17 protein-coding genes and 1 pseudogene are annotated in these 22703 nt (G+C 45.6%); 12 read left to right on the top strand and 6 right to left on the bottom strand.

From position 1 onward, the window contains the following. Positions 1–105 precede the first annotated feature (105 nt). Entirely contained in the window at positions 106–807 is a 702-nt protein-coding gene (locus QUA38_RS03375) for a phosphatase PAP2 family protein (protein WP_333159183.1), read from the top strand. An 11-nt stretch (positions 808–818) separates the two neighbouring features. Here the strand turns inward: QUA38_RS03375 and QUA38_RS03380 are convergent, their stop codons facing one another. Further along, positions 819–1703, bottom strand: a complete 885-nt coding sequence (locus QUA38_RS03380; RefSeq protein WP_333159185.1) for an aspartoacylase — start codon at positions 1701–1703, stop codon at positions 819–821. A gap of 160 nt (positions 1704–1863) precedes the next feature. On the opposite strand from QUA38_RS03380, the gene QUA38_RS03385 reads away from it, so the two are divergent. The 4 genes from QUA38_RS03385 to QUA38_RS03400 all read left to right on the top strand — a co-directional run bounded on the left by QUA38_RS03385 (position 1864) and on the right by QUA38_RS03400 (position 4142). Beyond that, positions 1864–2754 (top strand): LysR substrate-binding domain-containing protein, encoded by an 891-nt coding sequence (locus QUA38_RS03385; protein ID WP_333159187.1) that lies wholly within the window; start codon positions 1864–1866, stop codon positions 2752–2754. Positions 2755–2860: 106 nt separating this feature from the next. Continuing rightward, positions 2861–3373 carry a dihydrofolate reductase family protein gene (locus QUA38_RS03390; RefSeq protein ID WP_333159189.1) on the top strand — a complete coding sequence of 171 codons (513 nt, stop codon included), beginning with the start codon at positions 2861–2863 and terminating at the stop codon, positions 3371–3373. A gap of 118 nt (positions 3374–3491) precedes the next feature. Continuing rightward, complete coding sequence (locus QUA38_RS03395) at positions 3492–3827, top strand: XisI protein (protein ID WP_333159222.1); 336 nt, start codon at positions 3492–3494, stop codon at positions 3825–3827. An 18-nt stretch (positions 3828–3845) separates the two neighbouring features. Beyond that, a complete protein-coding gene (locus QUA38_RS03400; protein ID WP_333159191.1) occupies positions 3846–4142 on the top strand; it encodes a hypothetical protein in 297 nt (98 codons plus the stop codon). A gap of 83 nt (positions 4143–4225) precedes the next feature. On the opposite strand, the gene ileS is transcribed toward QUA38_RS03400, so the two are convergent. The 3 genes from ileS to QUA38_RS03415 all read right to left on the bottom strand — a co-directional run bounded on the left by ileS (position 4226) and on the right by QUA38_RS03415 (position 8678). Further along, positions 4226–7813: an isoleucine--tRNA ligase gene (gene ileS / locus QUA38_RS03405; protein ID WP_333159194.1), complete on the bottom strand. Its 3588-nt coding sequence runs from the start codon at positions 7811–7813 to the stop codon at positions 4226–4228. Positions 7814–8075: 262 nt separating this feature from the next. After that, the gene (locus QUA38_RS03410; RefSeq protein WP_333159196.1) at positions 8076–8228 is read right to left on the bottom strand and encodes a hypothetical protein; all 153 of its coding nucleotides are present in this window, start codon (positions 8226–8228) and stop codon (positions 8076–8078) included. 39 nt (positions 8229–8267) lie between these two features. After that, positions 8268–8678: an Npun_F0494 family protein gene (locus QUA38_RS03415; RefSeq protein WP_333159198.1), complete on the bottom strand. Its 411-nt coding sequence runs from the start codon at positions 8676–8678 to the stop codon at positions 8268–8270. Positions 8679–8920: 242 nt separating this feature from the next. Here QUA38_RS03415 and QUA38_RS03420 point away from each other — a divergent pair, with 242 nt between their 5' ends. The 4 genes from QUA38_RS03420 (at position 8921) to QUA38_RS03435 (ending at position 16535) form a co-directional block, all read left to right on the top strand. Beyond that, positions 8921–10564, top strand: coding sequence for a tetratricopeptide repeat protein (locus QUA38_RS03420; protein ID WP_333159199.1), 1644 nt, complete (start codon positions 8921–8923; stop codon positions 10562–10564). A 685-nt stretch (positions 10565–11249) separates the two neighbouring features. Then, positions 11250–12740, top strand: a complete 1491-nt coding sequence (locus QUA38_RS03425) for a catalase (protein WP_333159202.1) — start codon at positions 11250–11252, stop codon at positions 12738–12740. Positions 12741–12994: 254 nt separating this feature from the next. Beyond that, positions 12995–13435 carry a peroxiredoxin gene (locus QUA38_RS03430; protein ID WP_333159204.1) on the top strand — a complete coding sequence of 147 codons (441 nt, stop codon included), beginning with the start codon at positions 12995–12997 and terminating at the stop codon, positions 13433–13435. Between the two features lie 445 nt (positions 13436–13880). After that, a complete protein-coding gene (locus QUA38_RS03435) occupies positions 13881–16535 on the top strand; it encodes a C39 family peptidase (protein ID WP_333159206.1) in 2655 nt (884 codons plus the stop codon). A 96-nt stretch (positions 16536–16631) separates the two neighbouring features. On the opposite strand, the gene QUA38_RS03440 is transcribed toward QUA38_RS03435, so the two are convergent. Continuing rightward, complete coding sequence (locus QUA38_RS03440) at positions 16632–17519, bottom strand: PEP-CTERM sorting domain-containing protein (RefSeq protein ID WP_333159208.1); 888 nt, start codon at positions 17517–17519, stop codon at positions 16632–16634. Positions 17520–18417: 898 nt separating this feature from the next. Continuing rightward, positions 18418–18633 carry a hypothetical protein gene (locus tag QUA38_RS03445; RefSeq protein WP_333159210.1) on the bottom strand — a complete coding sequence of 72 codons (216 nt, stop codon included), beginning with the start codon at positions 18631–18633 and terminating at the stop codon, positions 18418–18420. Between the two features lie 612 nt (positions 18634–19245). Here QUA38_RS03445 and QUA38_RS03450 point away from each other — a divergent pair. The 3 genes and pseudogenes from QUA38_RS03450 to QUA38_RS03460 form a co-directional block, all read left to right on the top strand. Beyond that, positions 19246–20781, top strand: a pseudogene (locus tag QUA38_RS03450) (ferredoxin--nitrite reductase); the annotation flags it as partial. Positions 20782–20883: 102 nt separating this feature from the next. Then, complete coding sequence (locus QUA38_RS03455; RefSeq protein WP_333159224.1) at positions 20884–21129, top strand: 2Fe-2S iron-sulfur cluster-binding protein; 246 nt, start codon at positions 20884–20886, stop codon at positions 21127–21129. Positions 21130–21220: 91 nt separating this feature from the next. Continuing rightward, on the top strand, positions 21221–22543 hold the full coding sequence (locus QUA38_RS03460; RefSeq protein WP_333159212.1) for an ABC transporter substrate-binding protein: 1323 nt from the start codon (positions 21221–21223) through the stop codon (positions 22541–22543). The last annotated feature ends 160 nt before the right edge of the window (positions 22544–22703 follow it).

The following is a 22703-nucleotide window of genomic DNA, read 5'->3' on the forward strand; positions in this document are numbered from 1 at the left end:
AATAAAGTTGCTCAAGAATCTTGACGATCGGTAAGGTGTTTTCGTTTCCGATAGTTGTTGTATTATTTTCAGTTGAAACTTTTAAAAGTTTAAATTACTTAAAAAATGCGCTCTAAAATTCGATCGCTCATTACGATAATTCGGCTAGCCGGGCTTGCTGTTGCTGCTTTGGGGATGTGGGGATTTGCCACTATTGCCGAAGACGTGTTGGAAAAAGAAAGTTACGCTTTCGATAGCTCTATTTTACTAGCTCTGAGGAAATTGCACACTCCGCTGCGCGATCAAATAATGCTGGGATTTACCTTTTTGGGCGAGCCGAAGTTGCTGCTAGTGATTTGTCTGATTTTGGGTATTATTTTGCTAGGGCGCAATCACCGCTCGGAAGCTGCAACTATTGCGTTCGCCGGTGGGGGAGCGATCGGTTTAAATTTACTGTTAAAAAAACTTTTTGCCCGTGATCGACCTCAACTTTGGGAGCACATTGTTAATGTAACATTTTACAGTTTTCCTAGCGGACACGCAATGATTTCAATGGTTATTTACGGTTTGCTAGGATATTTTTTGGGTGCACGCTTTCCCAAGCAGCGCTGGTCGATTTACGGCTTGACAGTTGTATTAATTGCTGCTATTGGTTTGAGCCGGCTTTACCTAGGAGTTCACTGGCCTACCGATGTTATTGCTGGTTATACGGCTGGTTTGGTGTGGCTAATTACCTGTATTATCACTTTGGAAATATGGAAGGAATTGCGTTCTTTGACTACGGCTTCTAAAGAGGAGTTTTTGTCACAGGGCAATCCTAGAGAATAATTTTGAATTTTCTACTCAATACTGACTATTTGCTTTTGTGTAAAACACATGGCAATTCCTTTTTCGTAGTAAGCCGCCTCGTTAATGAAAATTGGATAAATGGTTGATTTACCTTCATACAATACCGACTTACCATCAAAGGTCAAAAACATCGGTTCGCCGGGATTTAGGGCTTGATAATCTCTGGATTGCAGATGAGGATGAATCATTGCCTGAATTTCTCTGTTCTCGTTTCTGGGATAGTCGATCGCCCCAATGGTGTGATAAATAGTCAGGGGATTCTTTGCAGCAGGCATTGTGCCTTGATTGTAGGCTTCTACGCAGTCTAAAATTAGGCTGACAACTTGCTCTGTTTGCTGAAATAAAGACGCATCCAAGACGCCTTGCGGCACTGCACCAACTTCCAGCGTACCGCCTAATTCGGAAAGCGATCGCAGCAAAGGACTATCATGATTCTTGGTTGTAGAAGCGAGTATCTTCAGGTAGGGATATACAGAGGTTAAATAAGCTGCTAGTTGCAGGTTAAATGGATGATGGCTGGCGAGAATAAATGTTAGCCCCATGTTGGATGTGGTGCTGTGCAAATCGATAATTAAGTTGGGCAGATGAGTGTTTTTTGAGGTAAAAATACCGTAAATTTCTTTCGCCCGCTGCGCTTCATAGCTGGAGAGATGGGGATTTTCTAAATCTTCCTGTCGAAAGCAGCGGTTGAGGTCGATATCGATGTAGCGTGTCCCGATTTGGCAAGCTTTGGGATTGGCTAGCAGGGTGATAGTTTCAAAAGTCGATCGCCCAATTAACTCTGGCGCGCGATCGAATTTCTTCACAAGGTAAATTCCTGTGAGTTCGTTTCCGTGGGTTCCTCCCACTATGGCAACACGTTTAATTTGATTCATAAACAAATAACTTCCTATCCCAAGGGCAGCAAGATCTATCGCAGTCTATTGACTTGAGATTAATAAGGTCTTACTATCCAGATTAGCTAAGGTCTTAGTATATGTCCAATATTGGATTAAGTAGTAAGGTATATATAAAAGATATAGTAGTAGCTAATTAATGGAACTTCGACATTTGCGGTATTTCATTGCAGTAGCAGAAGAGTTGAACTTCAGTCGCGCTGCGAAACGTTTGCACATGGCGCAACCTCCTCTCAGCCAGCAAATTCGGGCGCTGGAAGACGAGATTGAGGTGCAGTTGTTCGATCGTACCAAGCAACCCATTCAGTTAACGTGGGCAGGACAGGTTTTTTTAGAAGAAACTCGTTTGGTACTCGCGCAAGTGGACAATGCGGTCAAAACCGCAAAACGCGCCAGTCGGGGAGAAATCGGGCGTTTGATTGTGGGTTTTAACAGTTCTATGGCAAACTGTTTGTTGCCTGATATTTTGCGAGTTTATCGCGATCGCTTTCCCAAAGTGGAACTGACTTGGCGGGAGTTAGCAACATCGCTGCAATTGCAAGCACTGCGCGATCGGCATTTGGATGTTGGGTTTTTCCATTTAATGTCATCAATGGTTGAAGAATCAGATTTATGTTCAGTGACGATTTGGCAAGAACCTTTGATTGCGGCACTACCAGAAAATCATCGGTTAGTTAATGAAATTCAAGTTTCTTTAAAAGAACTTGCACAGGAAGCGTTTATTCTTCCCTCTCGTCAATTCGCCCCCGGTTTGTCAGAACAAATAGAACATTTGTGCCAGCAATTTGGTTTTTATCCTAATGTTATTCAAGAAGGAACAATGATGCTGACCATACTCGGCTTAGTCGCGGGCGACATGGGAATTGCTTTGCTGCCGGCCAATGCTCAAAATATTCAACGGAAGGGCGTTATTTATAAAAGTATTGCGGAATCTACGCCAACTGTTCCGATGGCAGCGGTATGGAGGGCCGACGATAATTCGCCGATTTTGCGGGAGTTTTTGGAAGTGACAAGGGCGATGGCAACATAGGTGGGATACAGCCGATAAATTACAAATTATCAAAATGTACATCTCGACCACTGAAAGCCCCTATAGTATTATAAAGTATCTGTAGAGCATTTATCTAGGTGTTGCCATGCGGAAAATTGTACTATTCATTGCATCTAGTCTGGACGGTTATATCGCTCGCTCGAATGGCGATATTGACTGGCTATTTACAGACCAAAATTACGGTTATACTAAATTCTTAGATAGCACCGATACGGTTCTCATGGGTCGGAAAACTTACGAACAAGTTCTAACTTTTGGCGAGTATCCATACCAGGAAAAAAAGAGTTATGTTTTTACGAATAATCTAGATTTTCAAGCCACTTCTGATGTCGAAGTGGTAACAGGTTTAGAGAGTTTTGTCAATGAATTGCGCTTGCTTGAAGGCAAGAATATTTGGTTGGTGGGAGGTTCTCTGCTGATTCGCGATTTCCTCAATCAAAACTTTGTCAACGAAGTGATTCTGTCGGTACACCCGATTATTTTAGGCGAGGGAATCCCTTTATTTGTTAATCCCATAAATACTACAGCTTTGCAGTTAACTGGATGTCAGACATACAGTTCTGGTATGGTTCAGCTATCTTATGATGTCGCCACTTGAGGGCGATCGCAGCAGCTTGCGCGGTCCAATTGGTATAAGATAAATATAAAAGCTGTATTAGATAGAAATGGCTGCTAGAGTTTTATTTTACGATGCTGTAAAAAAAGGTAATTGGGGAATGGAAAGAGTAGAGCATTACCGCCAGTGTATCCGCAAATTGCTAACTCAACAAGCAACGATAGAAAAGCCTAATTCAGAAGTTGAATGCCAGCTTGTTTTTGATAGGGAACATGACCACTATCAGTTACTAGATGTTGGCTGGGAGGGACTAAAGCGGATATACAAATGTTTCATTCATTTGGATATCCAGGATGGCAAAATTTGGATTCAGCGCAATATGACAGAAGTGGATATTGCACGGGAATTTGTGGAGATGGGAGTGTCTGAGGAGGATATTGTGTTGGGGTTGCATCCACCTTACAAGCGTCCGCATACTGGGTTCGGAGTAGCGTAAAGGAAAAGGCGATCGCAGATGATGAAATGTGTTTGCTACTTTTTGCTATTAATATTTTTTTTCTGGGTCGCGCTTCCTGCTGAGGCATCTGTATGCCGCCACGATCGAGGAAGCGAGATTTGCATTGTCGAGATCAAACGCAGTGCAAAAAATTATTGGGAATACAGGGTAATTCTGAGTGTTGATAGAGTTAAACAGCCTCTGGAAGTCTACAATTGCCGCGATCGCACTACAGTTAAGAAAGATGGAACTGTTTTGGCGTTTGGACAAAACAACCCTGGTGAAATAGTCTGCCGTTTTTTTAAGCAGAAATAAGTAAATGAAGCTATTGTAAGGTGCGCTTCGGAGTGAATGTGGCTAACACAAACTCAAGAATTTTTCCCGAAGCGCAGCCTACGTTAGAATTTGTGGTCTACTGCTGAAACGCAGCGTTCGCAAATTAGCGGATGTTCGATCGACTCCCCAACGTGAGTAGAGTAGTTCCAGCAGCGATCGCACTTTTCCCCGTCTGCTTTCACTACACCAATCGCCAACTCTGGAGACTGATAACTGTACGGCAATTCCTGCAGGATTGCATTCGATTCTACCAGTTCCACTTCCGAAGTGATGAACAAATAGCGCAATTCATCTACACCGTTGCCGGTCATTGTAGAATCGTGCGTTACAGCTATTTCAGCAGGAAGTTCTGGTTTGGGTTCGATCGCCACTAATTCTGCTTGCGGGATGTCGGGTGTTTCTACAAACACTTTTTCGGCTGGGGCTGTTTGTGTGATCGCCTGTGTTTCTACAAGCACAAGCGCTGTATCTAAAGCCGGTGCGAGGACGATCGCCTTTGTTTGTGCAAGTACAAGCGCTGTACTCCGGCCCACCACATCTGCTGTCAAGAAATCAATTTGTTCTGCAATTTTTTGACGGTTGGCGGCAAACAGCAAGTGACGGAAAGCAAACCAGATTGTAAATAAGATGCCGACGACTTCCAATAAGCCTCCCAAAAGCGGAATCTGATTCATCGTATCCAAAATCGCCAGCGTTACTCGGCCCGTTACTAACACAGAGGCTAACAGCCCAAGTGTTACCACAACTTTTTGGTATTCTGTAAAAAAGTTGCCCGCGTAGTCAGGCAAATTAGCTACAAACTGGGCGGCTTGATCTAAGATTGGCTGCGAATTTGAAGCCGACAGTTCAGGAGCGGAATACTGTACGATCTCAGAAACTCGATCGCCCTTTTCTCTCGTTTCCGCCTCAACATAAACTGTGTTTTCTGTCAAGACTTTGGCAACTTTTGCTGCTTGTTCTTCCTGTTTATCTTGTGCTGCTTTTGCTTTCTCCTGGGCCGCTAACTCGATGACGGAATTTTGCGATCGCACATAATCCACTAATTCTTCGCTGCTGGGATTCAAAGCTTGCAATTGCTCTCTTTTCTCAACATCGGGAACGTACACCAAAACCTTAGCTTCCAAAGAAGAACCGATCGCCTTTTCCATCCGGGCTTTTTCCAAAACTTTGTTAACTTCGCCGCGTACTTGTCGCAAATACTGCCAGCGAGTAGCCAATTCTGGATTGTGCCATGAAGCATCAATTTGCACCCAGCCGGCTTCAAAGACAGACTTGTAGGGAGTCGGATAGGGAAGGTACTGCCAAATATCCTCAGCCATGTGACACAACACAGGTGCGATCGCCCTTGCTAAATTCTCCACAGCAATTGCAATCACCGTCTGACAACTGCGGCGGCGAAGGGTATCTGTCGCGCTGATGTAAAGTCTGTCTTTGGCAATATCCAAGTAAAAGTTCGATAGATCTACCGTGCAAAAATTCTGCACAGTTTGGAAGAATCGGGAAAATTGGAAGCTTTCAAAAGCATCTTGGACTTCCGCAAAAACTTCGCCCATTCTGTGGAGCATATAGCGGTCGAGTTCCGGCAATTCCTCGTAAGCAACGGCATCTTTTGCGGGGTCGAAGTCGTGCAAATTGCCCAGCAAAAACTTAGCTGTATTGCGGATTTTGCGGTAAACATCCGACTGCTGTTTGAGAATGTTTTTGCCCAAAGGCACATCGGCAGAGTAGTCTACCGAAGATACCCACAACCGCAAAACATCGGCCCCATATTCCTTAATTACGACTGCCGGATCGACGACATTGCCTTCAGATTTGCTCATCTTGCGGCCTTTTTCATCTAGCACAAAACCGTGAGTCAAAACTGTTTTGTAAGGAGCAACGCCGTTAGTTGCTACACTGGTCAGCAAGCTGGATTGAAACCAGCCACGATGCTGGTCTGAACCTTCCAAATAGATATCAGCCGGATAGTTTAATTCCGATCGACCTTTGGCAACTGCGGCCCAGGAAGAACCGGAGTCAAACCACACATCCATCGTGTCGGTTCCCTTGCGGTAAGTGCGACCGTTATTGCGGTAAGATTCCGGCAGTAATTCGGGGATCGACAATTCCCACCAAGCATCGGAACCCTTCTCGGCAAAGATGGCTTGCACATGGGCGATCGTTTCTTCATTTAACAGCGGTTCGTTGGTTTCTTCGTCGTAGAATACGGGAATGGGAACGCCCCAAGTCCGCTGGCGAGAAATACACCAATCCGATCGATCGCTAACCATTGCAGTAATCCGATTTTCCCCTTGGGCGGGAATCCAATTCACATCGGCGATCGCTTTTAAGGCTTCATCTCGGAACCCTTCAACGGAAGCAAACCACTGTTCCGTCGCCCGAAAAATGGTCGGCTTTTTCGTGCGCCAATCGTAAGGATAAGAGTGAGCGTAACTTTCCTCTTTAATCAAACAATTTGCTTCGGCAAGGGCATCAATGACTGCGGCATTGCCGTTTCCGAGGACATTTAAACCTGCAAACTGTCCGGCTTCTGCGGTGAAATTTCCGTTTTCATCTACGGGCGTTAAAACTGGCAAACCGCAGCGTTTTCCAACGATAAAGTCTTCTTGTCCGTGCCCCGGTGCCGTGTGCACCAATCCCGTACCAGAATCAGCGGTAATGTAGTCACCGCCGGCAACAATTGGACTTTCGCGATCGAACAGTGGGTGTTTGTAGCTGCAACCTTCTAATTCTTTGCCTTTGAAGGTAGCGAGTATTTTTAATTCTGTGTTAAAAGTTGCCGACAGCCGATCGACCGCATCGACAGCTACTAACATAAATTGTTGTGCGATGTGGGAATTTGCCGGCGGTTCCACCACCGCATAAGTCAGTTCGGGATTAACTGCGATCGCCAAGTTTGCCGGAATTGTCCAGGGAGTAGTCGTCCAAATCGCCGCCCAAAGGCTCGGCATATAGCGCTTGAGCTTCGTTTGCAGGGATTTTGACAGTTTTTTCACATGGAAACCCACGTAGATGCTGCGCGACGTGTGGCCTTCGGGATATTCCAATTCGGCTTCGGCGAGGGCTGTTTTCGAGCTCGGGCTCCAGTGAACAGGTTTGAAGCCGCGGTAGATGTAGCCTTTGAGCACCATTTGACCGAAAACGCCGATTTGAGCGGCTTCGTATTCGGGTTTTAGGGTTAAATACGGGTGTTCCCAGTCGCCCCAAACGCCGTAGCGCTGGAAGGATTCGCGCTGCTGTTCCATTGTTTGCTGCGCGAAGGTGGCGGCTTTGCGGCGGAGTTCGATCGGCGTAAGATTTAGCCGATCGTCCGATTTCATGTTTTGCAATACTTTAAGTTCGATCGGCAATCCATGACAATCCCAACCGGGCACGTAGCGGACTTTTTTGCCGCGCAGCATTTGGTAGCGGTTGATAAAGTCTTTAAGGATTTTGTTGAGGGCGTGGCCGATGTGGAGTTGTCCGTTGGCGTAGGGAGGCCCGTCGTGGAGGATGAACAAGTCACCGGGATTATTTTCCGAGAGGCGATCGTAGATTTCTTGATCTGCCCAAAATTGTTGCAATTCTGGTTCGCGCTTGACGGCGTTGGCGCGCATATCAAACTTGGTTTTGGGCAGGTTTACCGTGTCTTTGTAAGATTTAGCTTCCATTTTTGAGAAACGTTTTATGTAGTTAGTTGTTAGTAGTTAGCGGTTATTTGAGAGATGATATCAAGTCCGGTTAAATAATCATAATTAAGTTTGTAGTCAGGAACGCAAGTTCTCTCTCGTCCTTGAAGAGCTGACAACCAGATATTCTAGTATAGGCGATAGACCCACATTTGATCGAAACAAATCCGTAGATAGCTCTCTCTTCTCTTCCTCCCCGCCCTCTGCGCCATCTGCGGTTAATCATTCATAAATCGAGGTGGCGCTACTCAGTCAGCCAACTGAACATTTCACCGACGGTGAGATTGAAGGATTCGGCAAAGGTTGGAACGGGGATGCGATCGCCCGGTTCTTCAAAAACTGCTATGGTGCGATCGCGGTCTAACTCGTTTGACGGCGAGTCCGACAGGGATTTCATTTCCTGTCGGACTGTCGGACTAGGGCAAGTGAAAACCCCTCATAGAAATACTCCCAATCCGCGACTAACGGCATTACCAATACGATCGCACAATGACGCGGCCGGCACTCCCTGTCCTTCCTGTTCCCATTTTTCCACGAGTTGACGACCTAGGGGCGTGAGGCGAAAACTGTCGGTAATCCCTTGTCCGTCTACTTCCCGCCGCAACACGCCGACTTGGATCAGCCAGAGTAGGGAGTTTTCGGCTACGAGTTCGGATACGGGCGATCGAGTGTAGCCGCTTTCTACACCGGAATTTGAGGCGATCGCACTTAGGAAAACACTGTTATCGCGGATGGTCTGAAAGAAGTGTAATTGAAAAGGGCTGCACCGGACGGCGCGATCGGCTCTTTTGACAGTGCGGCTGGGATAACTAATAGATTTAAACGCTTCGGATGGGATAAAAGTCATTGAGATAAACTGGAAATAGGTATTATATTTTATATTGTTACAGATTTATAGTCAAAGTGCAGTTGTGAAAAATCTACTAAAGTTATGGGGTTGAACAAAAATGTTTTTAGGCATAAAATTTTCTGAGTTCATAACTGTCTGAGGCTTGTGCATTTTCCATCACCCGGTTTAGAGAAACCCTGGCTGGTAGCTTGAGAGAAGAAGTAGAATGGACTTAACTGCGCTGGAGAGGAAGAAAGATTATGCCTTTACCGAAAGTGCCTCAAAAATTCTTGCCCAAGTTAACCTCAGTTTTTTTATTTTTATACGTGGCAGCAACACTGCCGTTGCTTGCCAATCGCCTCACTTCTTTTGCTTATATTATTCAAGCGGTTGTGCAGAAAAAGCAAAATGCAGAAAATGAAGCAACAGAGAGTTTGAGGCAGGCGATTCAACCTAATTTTTGGGATGCGAGTATTTACCAAACTCTCGGCTTTCACTTAAGCGATCAGGGAAAACCAGAGGAAGCGATCGCAGCTTACCGCCAAGCCGTCCAAATCGATCCAAACTTTGCCGCAGCTTATGAAAATCTGGGTGGTGCGCTGTTTTTGCAAGGCAAACCAGATGAAGCAATCGCAGCTTACCGCCAAGCAATTCAAATCGCTCCAAACTTTGCCGAAGCTTATAAAAATCTGGGTGGTGCGCTGTTTTTGCAAGGCAAATTAGATGAAGAGATCGCAACTTACCGCCAAGCCATCAAAGTTAAGCCTCAGTGGGTTTGGGCTTACAACAAACTTGGTAATACGCTGTCCTACCAAGGCAAGCAAAAAGAAGCGATCGCAGCTTACCGCCAAGCCATCCAAATAGATTCAAACTATGCCGAAGCTTATAACAATCTTGGTAATGCGCTTTTCAACCAAGGCCAACCACAGGAAGCGATCGCAGCTTACCGCCAAGCCATCCAAATAGATCCAAACGATGCCGAAGCTTACAAAAATTTAGGTTGGATTTTACATAAACAGGGAAGATTAGACGAGGCGATCGCAGCTTACCGCCAAACTATTCAACTCAACCTCAAAAATACCCAAGCGGACAACAATTTAACTGAGAGGATAAGTGCATCCCTCCAAAATATTAGGGTTAATTTATTACTCAAAGAAACGGAGAGGCTCTTAGCTATGCGTAAAAATCCGCAACTTTCCGAAATTCCAGAGCGATTACCCAGTTTAAAAGATGAACCTTTAGTTTCATTAAAGCGGTCTGTTGTTCGAGTTATTATTAAAAATTCTCCCGAGTTACAGTCGGTTACTGGCTGGGTAGTAAAACGGCAGGGAAACAAAGCTTGGATTGTGACCAAGCGCTTGGTGAAAACGACTGACAAAACTAAGCTCCAGAGTGCTCCAGAAATCGAAGTTGAATTTTACAGTAAACCGAAATCTGGCGAATTCCGCAAGCGGAAACCCGCTAAGATTGCTAAAATTACTGCTGCCTCTGACCAGCTAGATTTAGCTTTACTTGAAGTCACGAACATTCCGAAGGATATTAAGCCTTTAGCCAGAGCCTCAGCCTCTGTTCCCCTCCACTCACCTACCCACATTATTGGATATTCTGACGACACCAATGATGATTGGACAGTTGCAACAGGAAAAGTCATCAACAAGAACGATCTAGAGTTACAAATATCTGCAATTTCAGTTATAGTTAATGCTGGGAGTCCCGTATTAGATCGGCAAAATCGCGTTGTTGCCATTGGGCAGGGAAGTCGTTATACCATTGGCATTACTCGATCACAGAATCAAGAGCCAGTTCGACGACCTGCTACTGATACTGCTCTTGCTTGTCCGATCCAATCAGTTACAACACAACTAAAAGATTGGGGTATTGATGAGTCAATTTTTGTCGAGTAAAAATGCTCATTTAATGGCTGACAAATCAAGGCGGACTTAACTAATCATTCCATCAATTTCTGGATCTGTAAACCCAAATTGCCGGAAAATCCGCAACATATAAGTCGGTGACATTTCCCCAGCACCATATCAATCAGAACAATCCTTTTTTTTCTTCCATTTTACGCATATACAAACGATGATCCTCTTTCCACTATCGGTAAAATAGACATCTTTTTTTTTGTTAATTTTAATTAATGCTTGAGGTTTTAAAGAGGGAAGGTTTTTAGGCTTAAGCTTTCCTAAGTCCATAAGTCTCTGAGGCTTCTGTATCTTCTAAAGTCAGAAATTAGTGTAATTTATTAATATAAAGACGGTTGAGATAAAGATCTGACTCTGAGTCATAAGCTTCGCAAAATGACTCAATAGCTTGTTTAATTTTTTCAAAAAATTGTTTGCGAGTATTTCTTTGATCCACGAATATATTCTCTAAATTAAAAATTAATAGTCTGACCTTTTCCTGAGAAGTACAGTGTAGAAATCAATCATATTTTATTTGCAAATTAGTTTTAATTGGCTCAGCAAATTTTGAAAACACACTAATAATTTAACACCCGATCACCAATCTGAGAATTACCTCCGCAGAAACACCTGGGCCCCAGAAAGGTATACAATACTGAGGATGCAGCAATCAATATTACCCACTATGACAGAAGACAAAACATTAACAACCGCTAGCGGAATTCCGGTTGTAGATAACCAGAATTCCTTGACAGCAGGTGAACGCGGGCCTATCCTCATGCAGGATTTTCACCTGATGGAAAAACTGGCTCACTTCAACCGGGAACGCATTCCTGAGCGCGTTGTCCATGCAAAAGGAGCCGCTGCATTTGGCACGTTCACCGTCACCCATGACATTACTCGCTACAGCAAAGCTCAGCTATTCTCAGAAGTTGGCAAAGAAACTCAGGTTCTCCTCCGTTTCTCTACGGTAGGCGGCGAACAAGGTTCAGCGGATGCCGAACGTGACCCCAGAGGTTTTTCGATCAAGTTCTACACCGAAGAAGGAAACTGGGATTTAGTAGGGAACAACACGCCTGTTTTCTTCATCCGCGATCCTCTGAAATTCCCTGATTTGATCCACACCCAAAAGCGCCATCCCCAAACGCATCTCAAAGATGCTGACGCCAAGTGGGATTTCTGGTCGCTGAGTCCAGAAGCTTTGCATCAAATAACTATTCTGTTTTCCGATCGCGGTACGCCGAAAAACCACCGCCACATGGACGGTTTTGGCAGCCATACCTTCAGCCTAATTAATTCTCAAGGAGAACGGGTTTGGTGCAAATTCCACTTCAAAACCATGCAAGGTATTGATAATTTCACCGCCGAAGAAGCGACGCAGATCAAAGGCGAAGACCCCGATCATGCTACTCGCGATTTGTTTGAGGCGATCGAGCAAGGTAATTATCCCAAGTGGCGGTTTTGCATTCAAGTAATGACCGAGGCACAAGCCGCAGAGTATCGCGAAAACCCCTTTGACTTGACTAAAGTGTGGAAGCACTCAGAGTTTCCGTTAATTGACGTGGGAATTCTTGAACTCAATCGCAATCCACAAAACTTTTTTGCTGAGGTGGAACAGGCGGCATTTTCTCCTTCTAATGTCGTTCCAGGTATTAGCTTCTCTCCAGACAAAGTGTTGCAATCTCGCATCATGTCTTATCCAGATGCTCAACGCTACCGTCTCGGTGCAAACTATCAGCAATTGCCCGTCAATCAACCAAAGTGTCCGGTGATGCACTATCAACGGGATGGCGCAATGGCACCGGGTAACAACGGTGGTAGCGGGCCCAACTACGAACCCAACAGCCACGAGGATGCGGCGAAGCAAAACTCTGCCTATGCTGACCCAGCTTGGGACTTAGGAAATGTCAAAGTCGATCGCTACGATCACCGTAAGGGAAATGACGATTACACCCAAGCAGGAGACCTCTATCGCTTGATGAAACCCGACGCACAGCAGCGGCTTGTCGCTAACATTGTGGAAAGTTTGAGTGCAGCAAAATCGGAGATTCAGATGCGCCAATTGTGCCATTTTTTCCGCGCCGATCCGAATTACGGCCGCCAAGTCGCAGCAGGTTTAGGAATTGCGATCGATCCGTCTATGATGCCCGCTGCTGGTCAACCGGTTGGTGTGTAGAACCCGCGAACATTCAATTAGACATCTACTTTTTAGCAGATGTCTATTGAAACTATGCGTGTAACAGGCACTCTTAGCCCCCGTCTTAGGTGTAAATTAAATGCAGTAAAGCTTAACGTCATGGAGTTGGGGGCGATTCCCTGCGGGATAGCTTCGCTTCACGCGATTTTTAGCAATTGTCTCTTGAAAAGGCACAGAACCAAGTAAAATAAATTGAGGAACTGCAATAAAAACCAAACAAGAGAAATCAAACTATGACATTACCAATTGGCTGTGCCGCTCCTCAATTTACCGCCAAAGACACCAACGGCAACACCGTCTCCCTCTCCGAATTCGCCGGTAAAACCGTAATCTTGTATTTCTACCCCAAAGATGACACCCCAGGCTGCACCAGACAAGCCCAAAGCTTCAAAGCAGCTTATGAAGAATACAAGGGCAAAGATCTTGTAATTCTGGGTGTCAGCCGAGACAACGAGGAATCGCACCAAAAGTTTACAGAAAAATACGGTTTGCCTTTCCAGCTATTAGCAGATGTTGATGGCACTATTACCAAAGCTTACGATGTCGAGAAAGGCGATTATGCCAAGCGCGTTACTTTTGTCATCGACGGTAACGGCAAAATTATTCAGGTTTATGAAGGAGAAAATCTGAAAGTTGACTCTCACGCTCAAGATATTCTGGTCACTATAGTTTAATCGCAGTTTAGTCGAAATTTAGCCGATCGCACTAACACTCCTGCACGCACCAAACGGCTAAAAACTCGGTTTCTCCCTAGATGTCTCGTTGCTATAGGCAATATTCTCCTAGGAACCGGGTTTTTTTCGTAAGTCCTGACTCAGGAAGTGAGGGGTCAAGGGCACAGGGGGAAGCAACTTACTCGGACTAAATTCCTTCCCTCAAAACTTGCACCAGAAATCCTCTCAACCAGGCATATATTCGGTTAAGGTGCTCATTGTACGCCGAAAGTTAGATTTATGGCGCTACTCCCGCCAATAATTAAAAACTTATGCTGGAAAAGGCATTAACCGCCCGTAGGGTGAATCTAGGGGCGATTTTGTCCTAGTTCAGGTCATTGTGTTTAATAAAATCAGAAGTTATCCTTGCTTTAGCTGAATAACTAAGTAGGTAGGGGGATATATAATGACAAGCAGCAACATTATTTTGAGTTACTTAGGCCCGCGAGAAATTGAGGTCAATAGAGCCGCTGTCTTAGTTGGCACTTTTGACAAAAATCTAGTGGCAGCGATTTCAGCAGCAGAAGGCTCAAATGCCCTGAATGTCGGGATAAATCTCTCTAGAGGCATTTGGAACATCAGTTTAGAAAAAGGATTCGATAGCGCCGGAACTCGCACAGTGCAGGTGAGGGCAACTGATAAGACCGGCAAAGTTATCGGCCAACAAACAATTAATATCAAAGTTAATCCTGCTTCTCAGTCACCCGCTCAATTTTTCACGTTAATTACTCTCACAGATACCAAATTTAAAGCCGGAACACTGCCCGCGAGCAATCTCAACGAGCTGCAAAAAGCGGACATACCAGCAGGGAAAATTTATCAAATTACTGACTACGAGTTAGAAGACGGACATCTGAATGTTCAACTAAATAATCCAATTAATCCGGTAGGAAAGTCCGGCTTTTTCTACGAAAAACACGTACTCATCACCAAAGGCGCAAAAATTCTCATATTCGATCGCGCTGAGTTGCCGGTTCCGCCGCCTGGAATGCAGTTACTGTGGGTGATAAAAAAGACCTGGTTAAAGTTCACCCCCGTAGATTCTGGAACTTTAGGCTCAACTCAGAAATTACAATTTAACCTGGGAGAAACTTTCAATCTTCTTGGCTACGCTTGCGTGGAAAACCATTTCCGAGTCGCTTTTGATCGGGCAGTTCCTAACCTAGGAAATTCGGGATTTCTGTACTGGCAGCACGTCCAAATTTTGCGAGACGGCAGGGGAATTGAGTATGATAGAAATGCAGTTACGATGACAATCATCAAAACGACTGTGTTTAAAAAGCGGCCGATAAATGCCGCTAGCCTGCCACCCCAAGAAAAAATTACCTTGCCGGCGGGAATGATTTACGGAATTGCCGGATTCTCGATCGAACAAAGCCACATTAAAGTCTCGCTGACCGAGAATTTGCCGCAATTTGGCAATACGGGTTTCATTTATCCCGATTTTGTGCAATTCAGCCGCGGTGGCAAATTTTTTAATCCCGCTGTGAATTTAACTTATCAAGGGCCGTCAGAAGTTTTAGTCAATCAGCCGATCGTCCTTCGGGGTACTTTTGATCGGCAACAAGCAGCAAAAATTGACGTGATAGCTGAGGATACATTTCCCCTAACTGTCACTCTAAACTTAGAGACCAGCACTTGGCAAGTTAATTTGTCTAAAGGATTTAGCGTAGCGGGAGCTCGGTGGCTTAGGTTGCGGGCAACTGACAGCAAAGGCAACGTTACTGGCAGCCAAATAATTTACATTACCGTAACTTCCGATCCGCTAACTGTCGGACAAGATTTGACCTTAAAGATAGTTTCTGACACTTTGTTTAAGGTAGCTCCCCTTGATTCTTCCCGGCTCAACAATCAGCAAAAAGTTTTTGTCAAAGCAGGCCAGACGTTGGCCGTTAGCAAATACGGGTTTATTGACGGGCATCTCAAGGTGGTTCTGGATTCAGCAATTTGGCCGATCGGCACTTTTGGCTATTTTTATGAACCCGACGTTCAGTTAGCCAAAGGTACTAAAATCCTAAAATTTAACCTGGCTGACGTACCCAATAGCAACGTCAGCGCTCAACTATTGGTAACTCAAACAACTCAGATTAAAGCTAAGCCCGAAGATTCATCTAAACTGCCTGCAAATCAAGTTGCTGACCTACTTTTAGGCACTACCTATGCCATCACTGGTTATGCCTGCATTTTGGGGCATTTCCGAGTAACTCTCGCCGAATCAATTCCCGGTTTCGGCAATATCGGATTTATTTATTGGCAGGACGTTAGAATTAAAAAAGACGGCAAAGAAGTTCCCTTTGACCCCGATGCTTTGACGATGACAATCCTGCAAGCAACTGTGTTTAAAAAACGGCCGGTAGATTCTGCTAGCCTGAGCAGTAGCGAGAAAACTACGCTGCCTTTAGGTCGAGTTTACGGCGTGAACAGCTACGGTGCGGAAGGATCTCACCTGAAAGTTTCCCTGACTGAAGAACTGCCGAATTTTGGCAATACAGGTTATGTTTTTCCTAGTTTTGTTCAGTTCAAGCGGGGAGATAAAATTTTCGATCCGGTTCCGAACAATGTGGAATTGAACGTGCCGTATTTTTCGCAGCGGGACAATCCGCGTTTTGACTGGTCTACTTGCAACGTAACTTCGATCGCCATGGTGCTTTATTATTATGGCCTTCGTTCTCAGTGGGGCGGACAGTTGGAGGATGAGTTGTTGCAGTGGTGTTTCGACTATGCCGGCCAGGGTTCTCAAACGGATCACAGCGTGCTTTCGGCGCTGATTCAGGCCTACGGGTTTAAGACGAGTTTTAGTACGACTCGCACGTGGGCAGAGGTGCGATCGGAATTGCTGAATCGGCGGCCAGTAGTTTTAGCCGGAGATTTTACTGCGGCCGGTCACATTCTTACTGTAATTGGCTACAATTCTCAGGGTTATATCGTGCAAGATCCTTGGGGAAATGCACTCACTGGTTACAGCGATACTGAGGGGAGGAAGTTGATGTATCCCTACAGTTACGTCAATCAAGTTGCTGGGCCAGATGGGAATGTTTGGGCGCATTTTATCTATCCATAATCTACTCTACGGTTTGCAATTTGTGAGGCACTACGCCTATTAGTAAGGTGTGCATAACAGCTATTCGTAAGGTACTGAATGCACACCCTACCTAACTTAGGAAATCTTGCGCTTACTTTTGCGTTTGGCAGCGCCAATACCTAAAAAGCTCAATCCTAGTAAAGTACCAAACCAAGTAGAAGGTTCGGGTACAGCCTCAAACGATCCTTGAATAGCGATCGCATCGTTAGCGCACTCGGCAAAAAAGTTAGCAATATAGTTCCCCGAAGGCATTGACGATTTATTGAAACTCAATCCAATTGTTTGAGAACCCACGACATTAAACTGACCGAAATCAAGACCGAGCACGCTCAAAGTTGCTGGGGTTAAAAAATTGACTTCTCCTACTTTTGTACCCGTAGCTATTGAGTTGAGAATAGTCAAGTTTCCTGTTTGTTCAAAGTAGGGGTCTGTGGCAGCTAAATCGCCCATTGATGGGGTTCCGCCTTGAGACTCCACTACCGTATTGAATTGATTTAAATTGCTAAAGCCAGAGTTAGTTTGGGTGACGTTGTTCGCTGTAACATTTGTGTAAACGCCTGTTGTCGCCACGCCGGAGTCATTGCCTTCGGCAAAGCGGATACCAAACAAGCTGCCGTTTGCGTTAGCTGTATTGAAGTTTTGACCGGAAAAATTGAAGAATAAATCGCCGTAGTTGATGTTGCCTCTTTGAGCTAGTGGGTCGGCATATCCTGCTAAACTTAGATTAGAATTGATGGCGATGAAAGCTGTATCTGATGTTTCTTTGACTGCGATGCCGTAAAATTCAAATTCTCCGCCGCCGATTTGGGGCCCGGTCACGCCGTCGTTGAAGGAATCGATCGCATAATTCCAGCCGTTAGATAGCGTTGCTGCTGTAGCTTTTTGTTGCTGTATTGCGAAAATGGCACAGAAAATAGCCACTGAGTAAGTACAGTGGATGGTGTTTTTAGGAATGGATTTCATAAAATGCTCCCTGGGAATCATTGTTAAATTGTCAAGTCTGCTCGCTCGACTGTTTTTAATTTTCAGTCAATCATATATTTCTGCTGAAAATATTAAAATATTGCTAAAAATTTGGTCGGGCGATCGCATTATATCAACTAGATTGGTTAAAAAACTAACCAATCGCAGTAACTAAATACAGGATTTATGCAGGCACAGTATAAAGCATGGCTGCATAAGCCTTGTATAGGTGAAAATAAACCGACTACCAGTTTTAGGCGGTTGAGTACAGCAATAAACTGTCCGCGATTGAAGATCGAGGCTTTACCGGCCCCTACAAGATATTATTGTTTTTTCCTGCCAATCGACTTAATTGACTTTTTATCAATTACCAATAAATGTTGACAAAAAGGGGGATGATGTTGTAGATGCCGATGCCTGCTTCTGTGAATATTTCGATTTTTTGATTAATAATTTTCATAACTTGCCTACCATCTCCAGCCCTGTTCAATAGACCTAGCCAATAATTATTGTGGAACAGGCATCCTGCCTATTCAAGACAGGCTTGTATGGAGATGTCTAATAATTATAATTATGTGGGTTGGGATGACTTCATTCCTCAAACTCCTCAAATGCCGATCGCGCACAGCAGTTTTACTAATTTTAGCATCAGCGTTCCACCCAACAGGCTCTCTATTGAGCCTCAAAACTGTGAATCACCACTTTTTCTGTAAGTGCCGCACAAAGCGAGAATTGGATAATCAAAAAAAATCATACGGCAAGAGCGATCGCAAGTTTTTAGAACACCCAATAAACTTCCGGTCCTACATCCGCTGCCGGCATCGTCGGTTCCTTTTAAGTCGGGCGGTGGTCTCTGCACTTGCAGCGCTGCATAAATCAATCAAATTTTTAAATGCTGTTAATATATCGCCGACAGTTCGTTGACTATCTTGACTCTTCCCTTGATCACAGAACGCAGCAAGCGGTTGATCGAATGTCTGTATTCATCGTCGAGAGAGTCGTCCAAAACAGCGGCCATCAAGCCGTAGCGATCGGCTAAAGTCAAACAACCCGTATCGGTAACAGAAGCAAGCATTTCGGAAATAGCGCCGGGAATAAGTTGAACTAAAAGCATGAGACGTTCCCTGAATTCAATGCTTATATCATCTCTCGTTCTCCGAAAATTAATAGTGACGCTGGCATACCACATAATGTGATGTTTTGAGGCCAACTGTGTGACAGCGACCGCTCTAATGTTGTGACGATCTCGTTTTAAGTCTGCGATCGCACTCACACCATTAATCTTAGATATTCCTATTTCCCCCTCTTGCGTCGTAAATCTAAAGATTTAGAGAGATTTTTCGGTTTTTTGGGTGTCTTTACCCATTTCCCATGTATAAAACGCATCGGCCTTATGCGAAATATTCATAAAACTCAATATTTTGTAAAAATAGCTACGAATATTTACAATCGTGGGCTTTACATTAGCTCATAACAAAGGTGCATCGAAACGCAGTGATCGACCGAATCATCGGTAGCAACTATAACCATAAATAGTTTGGCGACGTTCGAGCCAGCGCCCAGTCAAGCTCAAGTTTACAGAAGACCAACCATGCTTAAAAGAAATTCCATCTAGTAACTAAATATACAGTTTTAAATCCATACAGTCACTAAGGTTAGCAGGAAACACACACTTTATGCTCCAAGTCAATACCTCCCCACACAAGTCAGCAGCGAGGGTAAACCGATGACCCAAACAGTAGAACCCAAAGCCCAAGCGAGCCTGAACAAGTTTGAAAAACTCAAAGCCGAAAAAGATGGCTTAGCATTAAAAGCCGAACTCGACCACTTCGCCACAATCGGCTGGGAAGCAATGGACGAAACCGATCGTGAGCACCGCCTCAAATGGCTCGGCATCTTCTTTCGGCCAGTAACTCCCGGCAAATTCATGATGCGGCTGCGCTTGCCCAACGGCATAATTACTAGCAATCAAACCAGAACGCTAGCAGAAATCGTCCAACGCTACGGCGACGACGGCAGCGCCGACATCACCACCAGACAAAACCTGCAATTGCGCGGAATTCGCATTGAAGACGTACCCGACATCTTCCGCCGCCTCAAAGAAGCTGGCATGACCAGCATCCAGTCTGGCATGGACAACGTACGCAACATCACGGGTTCCCCAGTCGCGGGCCTGGACGCCGACGAACTGATAGATACGCGGGAACTGGTGAACCAAGTCCAAGACATGATTACGAACAGCGGCGAAGGCAACCCCGCGTTTTCAAATTTGCCGAGAAAGTTTAATATTGCGATCGCAGGCTGCCGCGACAACTCAGTCCATGCAGAAATCAACGACATCGCCTTCGTACCCGCTTACAAAGACGGCAACATCGGCTTTAACGTTTTAGTCGGCGGTTTCTTCTCCGCCAAACGCTGCGAAGCTGCAATTCCTCTCAACGCATGGGCAAGTCCCAGCGACGTTGTAGATTTGTGCAAAGCAATTTTAACTGTGTTTCGCGATCGAGGGCCGAGAGCAAACCGCCAAAAATCGCGGCTGATGTGGCTGATTGACGAACTCGGAATTGTTCGATTCCGAGCCGAAGTCGAACAAGAATTAGGTCGCACTTTGCCCGCCGCCGCGCCCAAAGATGAAATCACCTGGGACAAACGCGACCACATCGGCATCTACCCGCAAAAACAATCAGGGCTCAACTATGTAGGGCTGCACGTTCCAGTTGGACGGCTGCAGGCATCGGATTTGTTCGATTTGGCCAGAATCGCCGAGGTTTACGGCAGTGGCGAACTCAGGCTCACCGTCGAAGAAAACGTGATTATTCCCAACGTTCCCGACTCGCGGATTGAATCGCTGGTCAAAGAACCGCTGTTGCAGCGTTTTTCGATCAACCCCGCACCGCTGACGCGAGCCTTGGTTTCCTGCACCGGCGCCAAGTTTTGCAACTTTGCCCTCATCGAAACCAAAAGCCGATCCGTGGCAATGATTGAGGAACTCGAAGCCGAACTGTCAGTTCCCAAACCTGTGAGAATTCACTGGACGGGTTGCCCCAATTCCTGCGGTCAACCCCAAGTAGCAGACATTGGTTTGATGGGAACAAAAGTTCGCAAGAACGGCAAAACCCTCGAAGGTGTAGACATTTACATGGGAGGCACAGTCGGTAAAGACGCTCATTTGGGTACTTGCGTCCAAAAAAGCATCCCTTGCGAAGACCTCAAACCAGTGCTGCGCCAACTGTTAGTCGATAACTTCGGGGCAGTTCCCAATCCATCTCAAGAAAATGTAGTTTCGCTCAATCGGCAACTGCAACTGACGGTTGAGGAAGGCGAAACGGCAGTCCCGGCAGCCAAACCTCAGACATCTACTGTCATTTTCGCTCGATCGGGCAAAGAAGTTGCTTGCAGCGAAGATGAGTTCATTCTCGATGTTGCCGAACGGGCCGGAGTCGAACTTGACAGCAATTGCCGGTCGGGAAGCTGTGGCACTTGCCAGCAGAAACTCCTAGAAGGAAAAACAGTCTACGACAGCCAACCCGACGCGGCCCGAGACTTAGAACCAGGGTTCATTTTAGCTTGCAGCGCGCGGGCGATCGGCAAAGTGTCGATCGACGCCTAATCTCACAATGTGAGATGCGATGCGAAGGTCGCGAATCAATCTCACATCTCACATTTCCACGATCTCAAAGTACAACAACAATTCAAGACAAATGAGCAACCTTTCCAGAAGAAAATTCATCATCACCGCCGGAGCAACAGCAGCCGGCACCCTCCTAGCCCACGGTTGCAGTTCCGGTCCCACCAGATCTAGCGCAACTCCCAGCGGCGCATCACCCAGCGCCGCCCCAGCAGTCAACATCAACCCTGCCGACGCCCCAGAAGTTACCGCAGCCAAACTCGGATTCATCGCCCTCACCGACGCAGCACCCTTAATCATCGCCCTAGAAAAAGGGTTATTTGCCAAGTACGGCATGAAAGACGTACAAGTTACCAAACAAGCATCTTGGCCAGTTACTCGCGACAACTTAGAACTCGGTTCCGACAAAGGCGGCATTGACGGCGCCCACATCTTATCCCCGTTACCTTACCAAATGACATTAGGCACTGTTACCAAAGGCAATCAGCCAGTGCCGATGTACATTCTCGCCCGGTTAAATACTAACGGTCAGGCAATTTCGCTCAGCAAAAAATACCTAGATTTAAAAGTAGGTACAGACAGCGCACCCCTGAAAGCAGCTTTTGGCAACCAAAACCTTCCTGTTGCTATGACTTTTCCCGGCGGCACCCACGACTTGTGGCTGCGCTACTGGCTAGCAGCCGGCGGTATTAATCCAGATACAGATGTTTCCGTGATTCCCATACCGCCGCCCCAAATGGTAGCGAACATGAAATCTGGCAGCATGGAAGCCTTTTGCGTAGGCGAGCCTTGGAATGCTCAGCTAGTTACTCAAAAGGTAGGATACACGGCATTAGTAACCGGAGAACTTTGGAAAGATCATCCTGAAAAAGCTTTAGGTTTAAGAGCAGATTGGGTTGACAAAAACCCCAAAGCTGCAAAAGCAATTACAATGGCCGTACTGGAAGCCCAGCAGTGGTGCGGAAAGCTAGAAAATCGCGATGAGATGTGCCAAATCATCTCTCAAGATAAGTGGTTAAAAGTTCCAGTAGCAGATATTATCGGTCGCTCTAAAGCTCAAATTGACTACGGTACCGGCCGCATTGAAGCTGCCAGCCCTGTGGCGATGAAATTCTGGGCTGATAATGCTTCTTATCCCTACAAGAGTCACGATGCTTGGTTCTTAGCTGAAAATATTCGCTGGGGTTATATGCCGGCAACTACCGACATCAAAGCAACCGTTGATAAAGTTAACCGCGAAGATATTTGGAAAGCAGCAGCGACAGCACTTGGCGTTCCCGCCGCCCAAATTCCTACTACCACTTCTCGCGGTGTCGAAACCTTCTTTGACGGCGTGAAGTTTGACCCAGAAAAACCAGAAGAATATCTTAAGGGTCTGGCAATCAAAAAAGCATAATTAGTTGGTTAACAGTTGACAGTTGACTGTTAACAGTTGACAAACCCCTAAAAGTGATGGTGTTGGACAGAGTGAAACGGAGGGTGCGTTCGACGGGTCCAGTCTGCTGAACTCTGTTCAAAGTATCTACAAATAATCGATTATTCACAATACTGCAAAA

It is taken from the genome of Microcoleus sp. Pol12B4, assembly GCF_036701385.1.
Lineage (GTDB): Bacteria > Cyanobacteriota > Cyanobacteriia > Cyanobacteriales > Microcoleaceae > Microcoleus.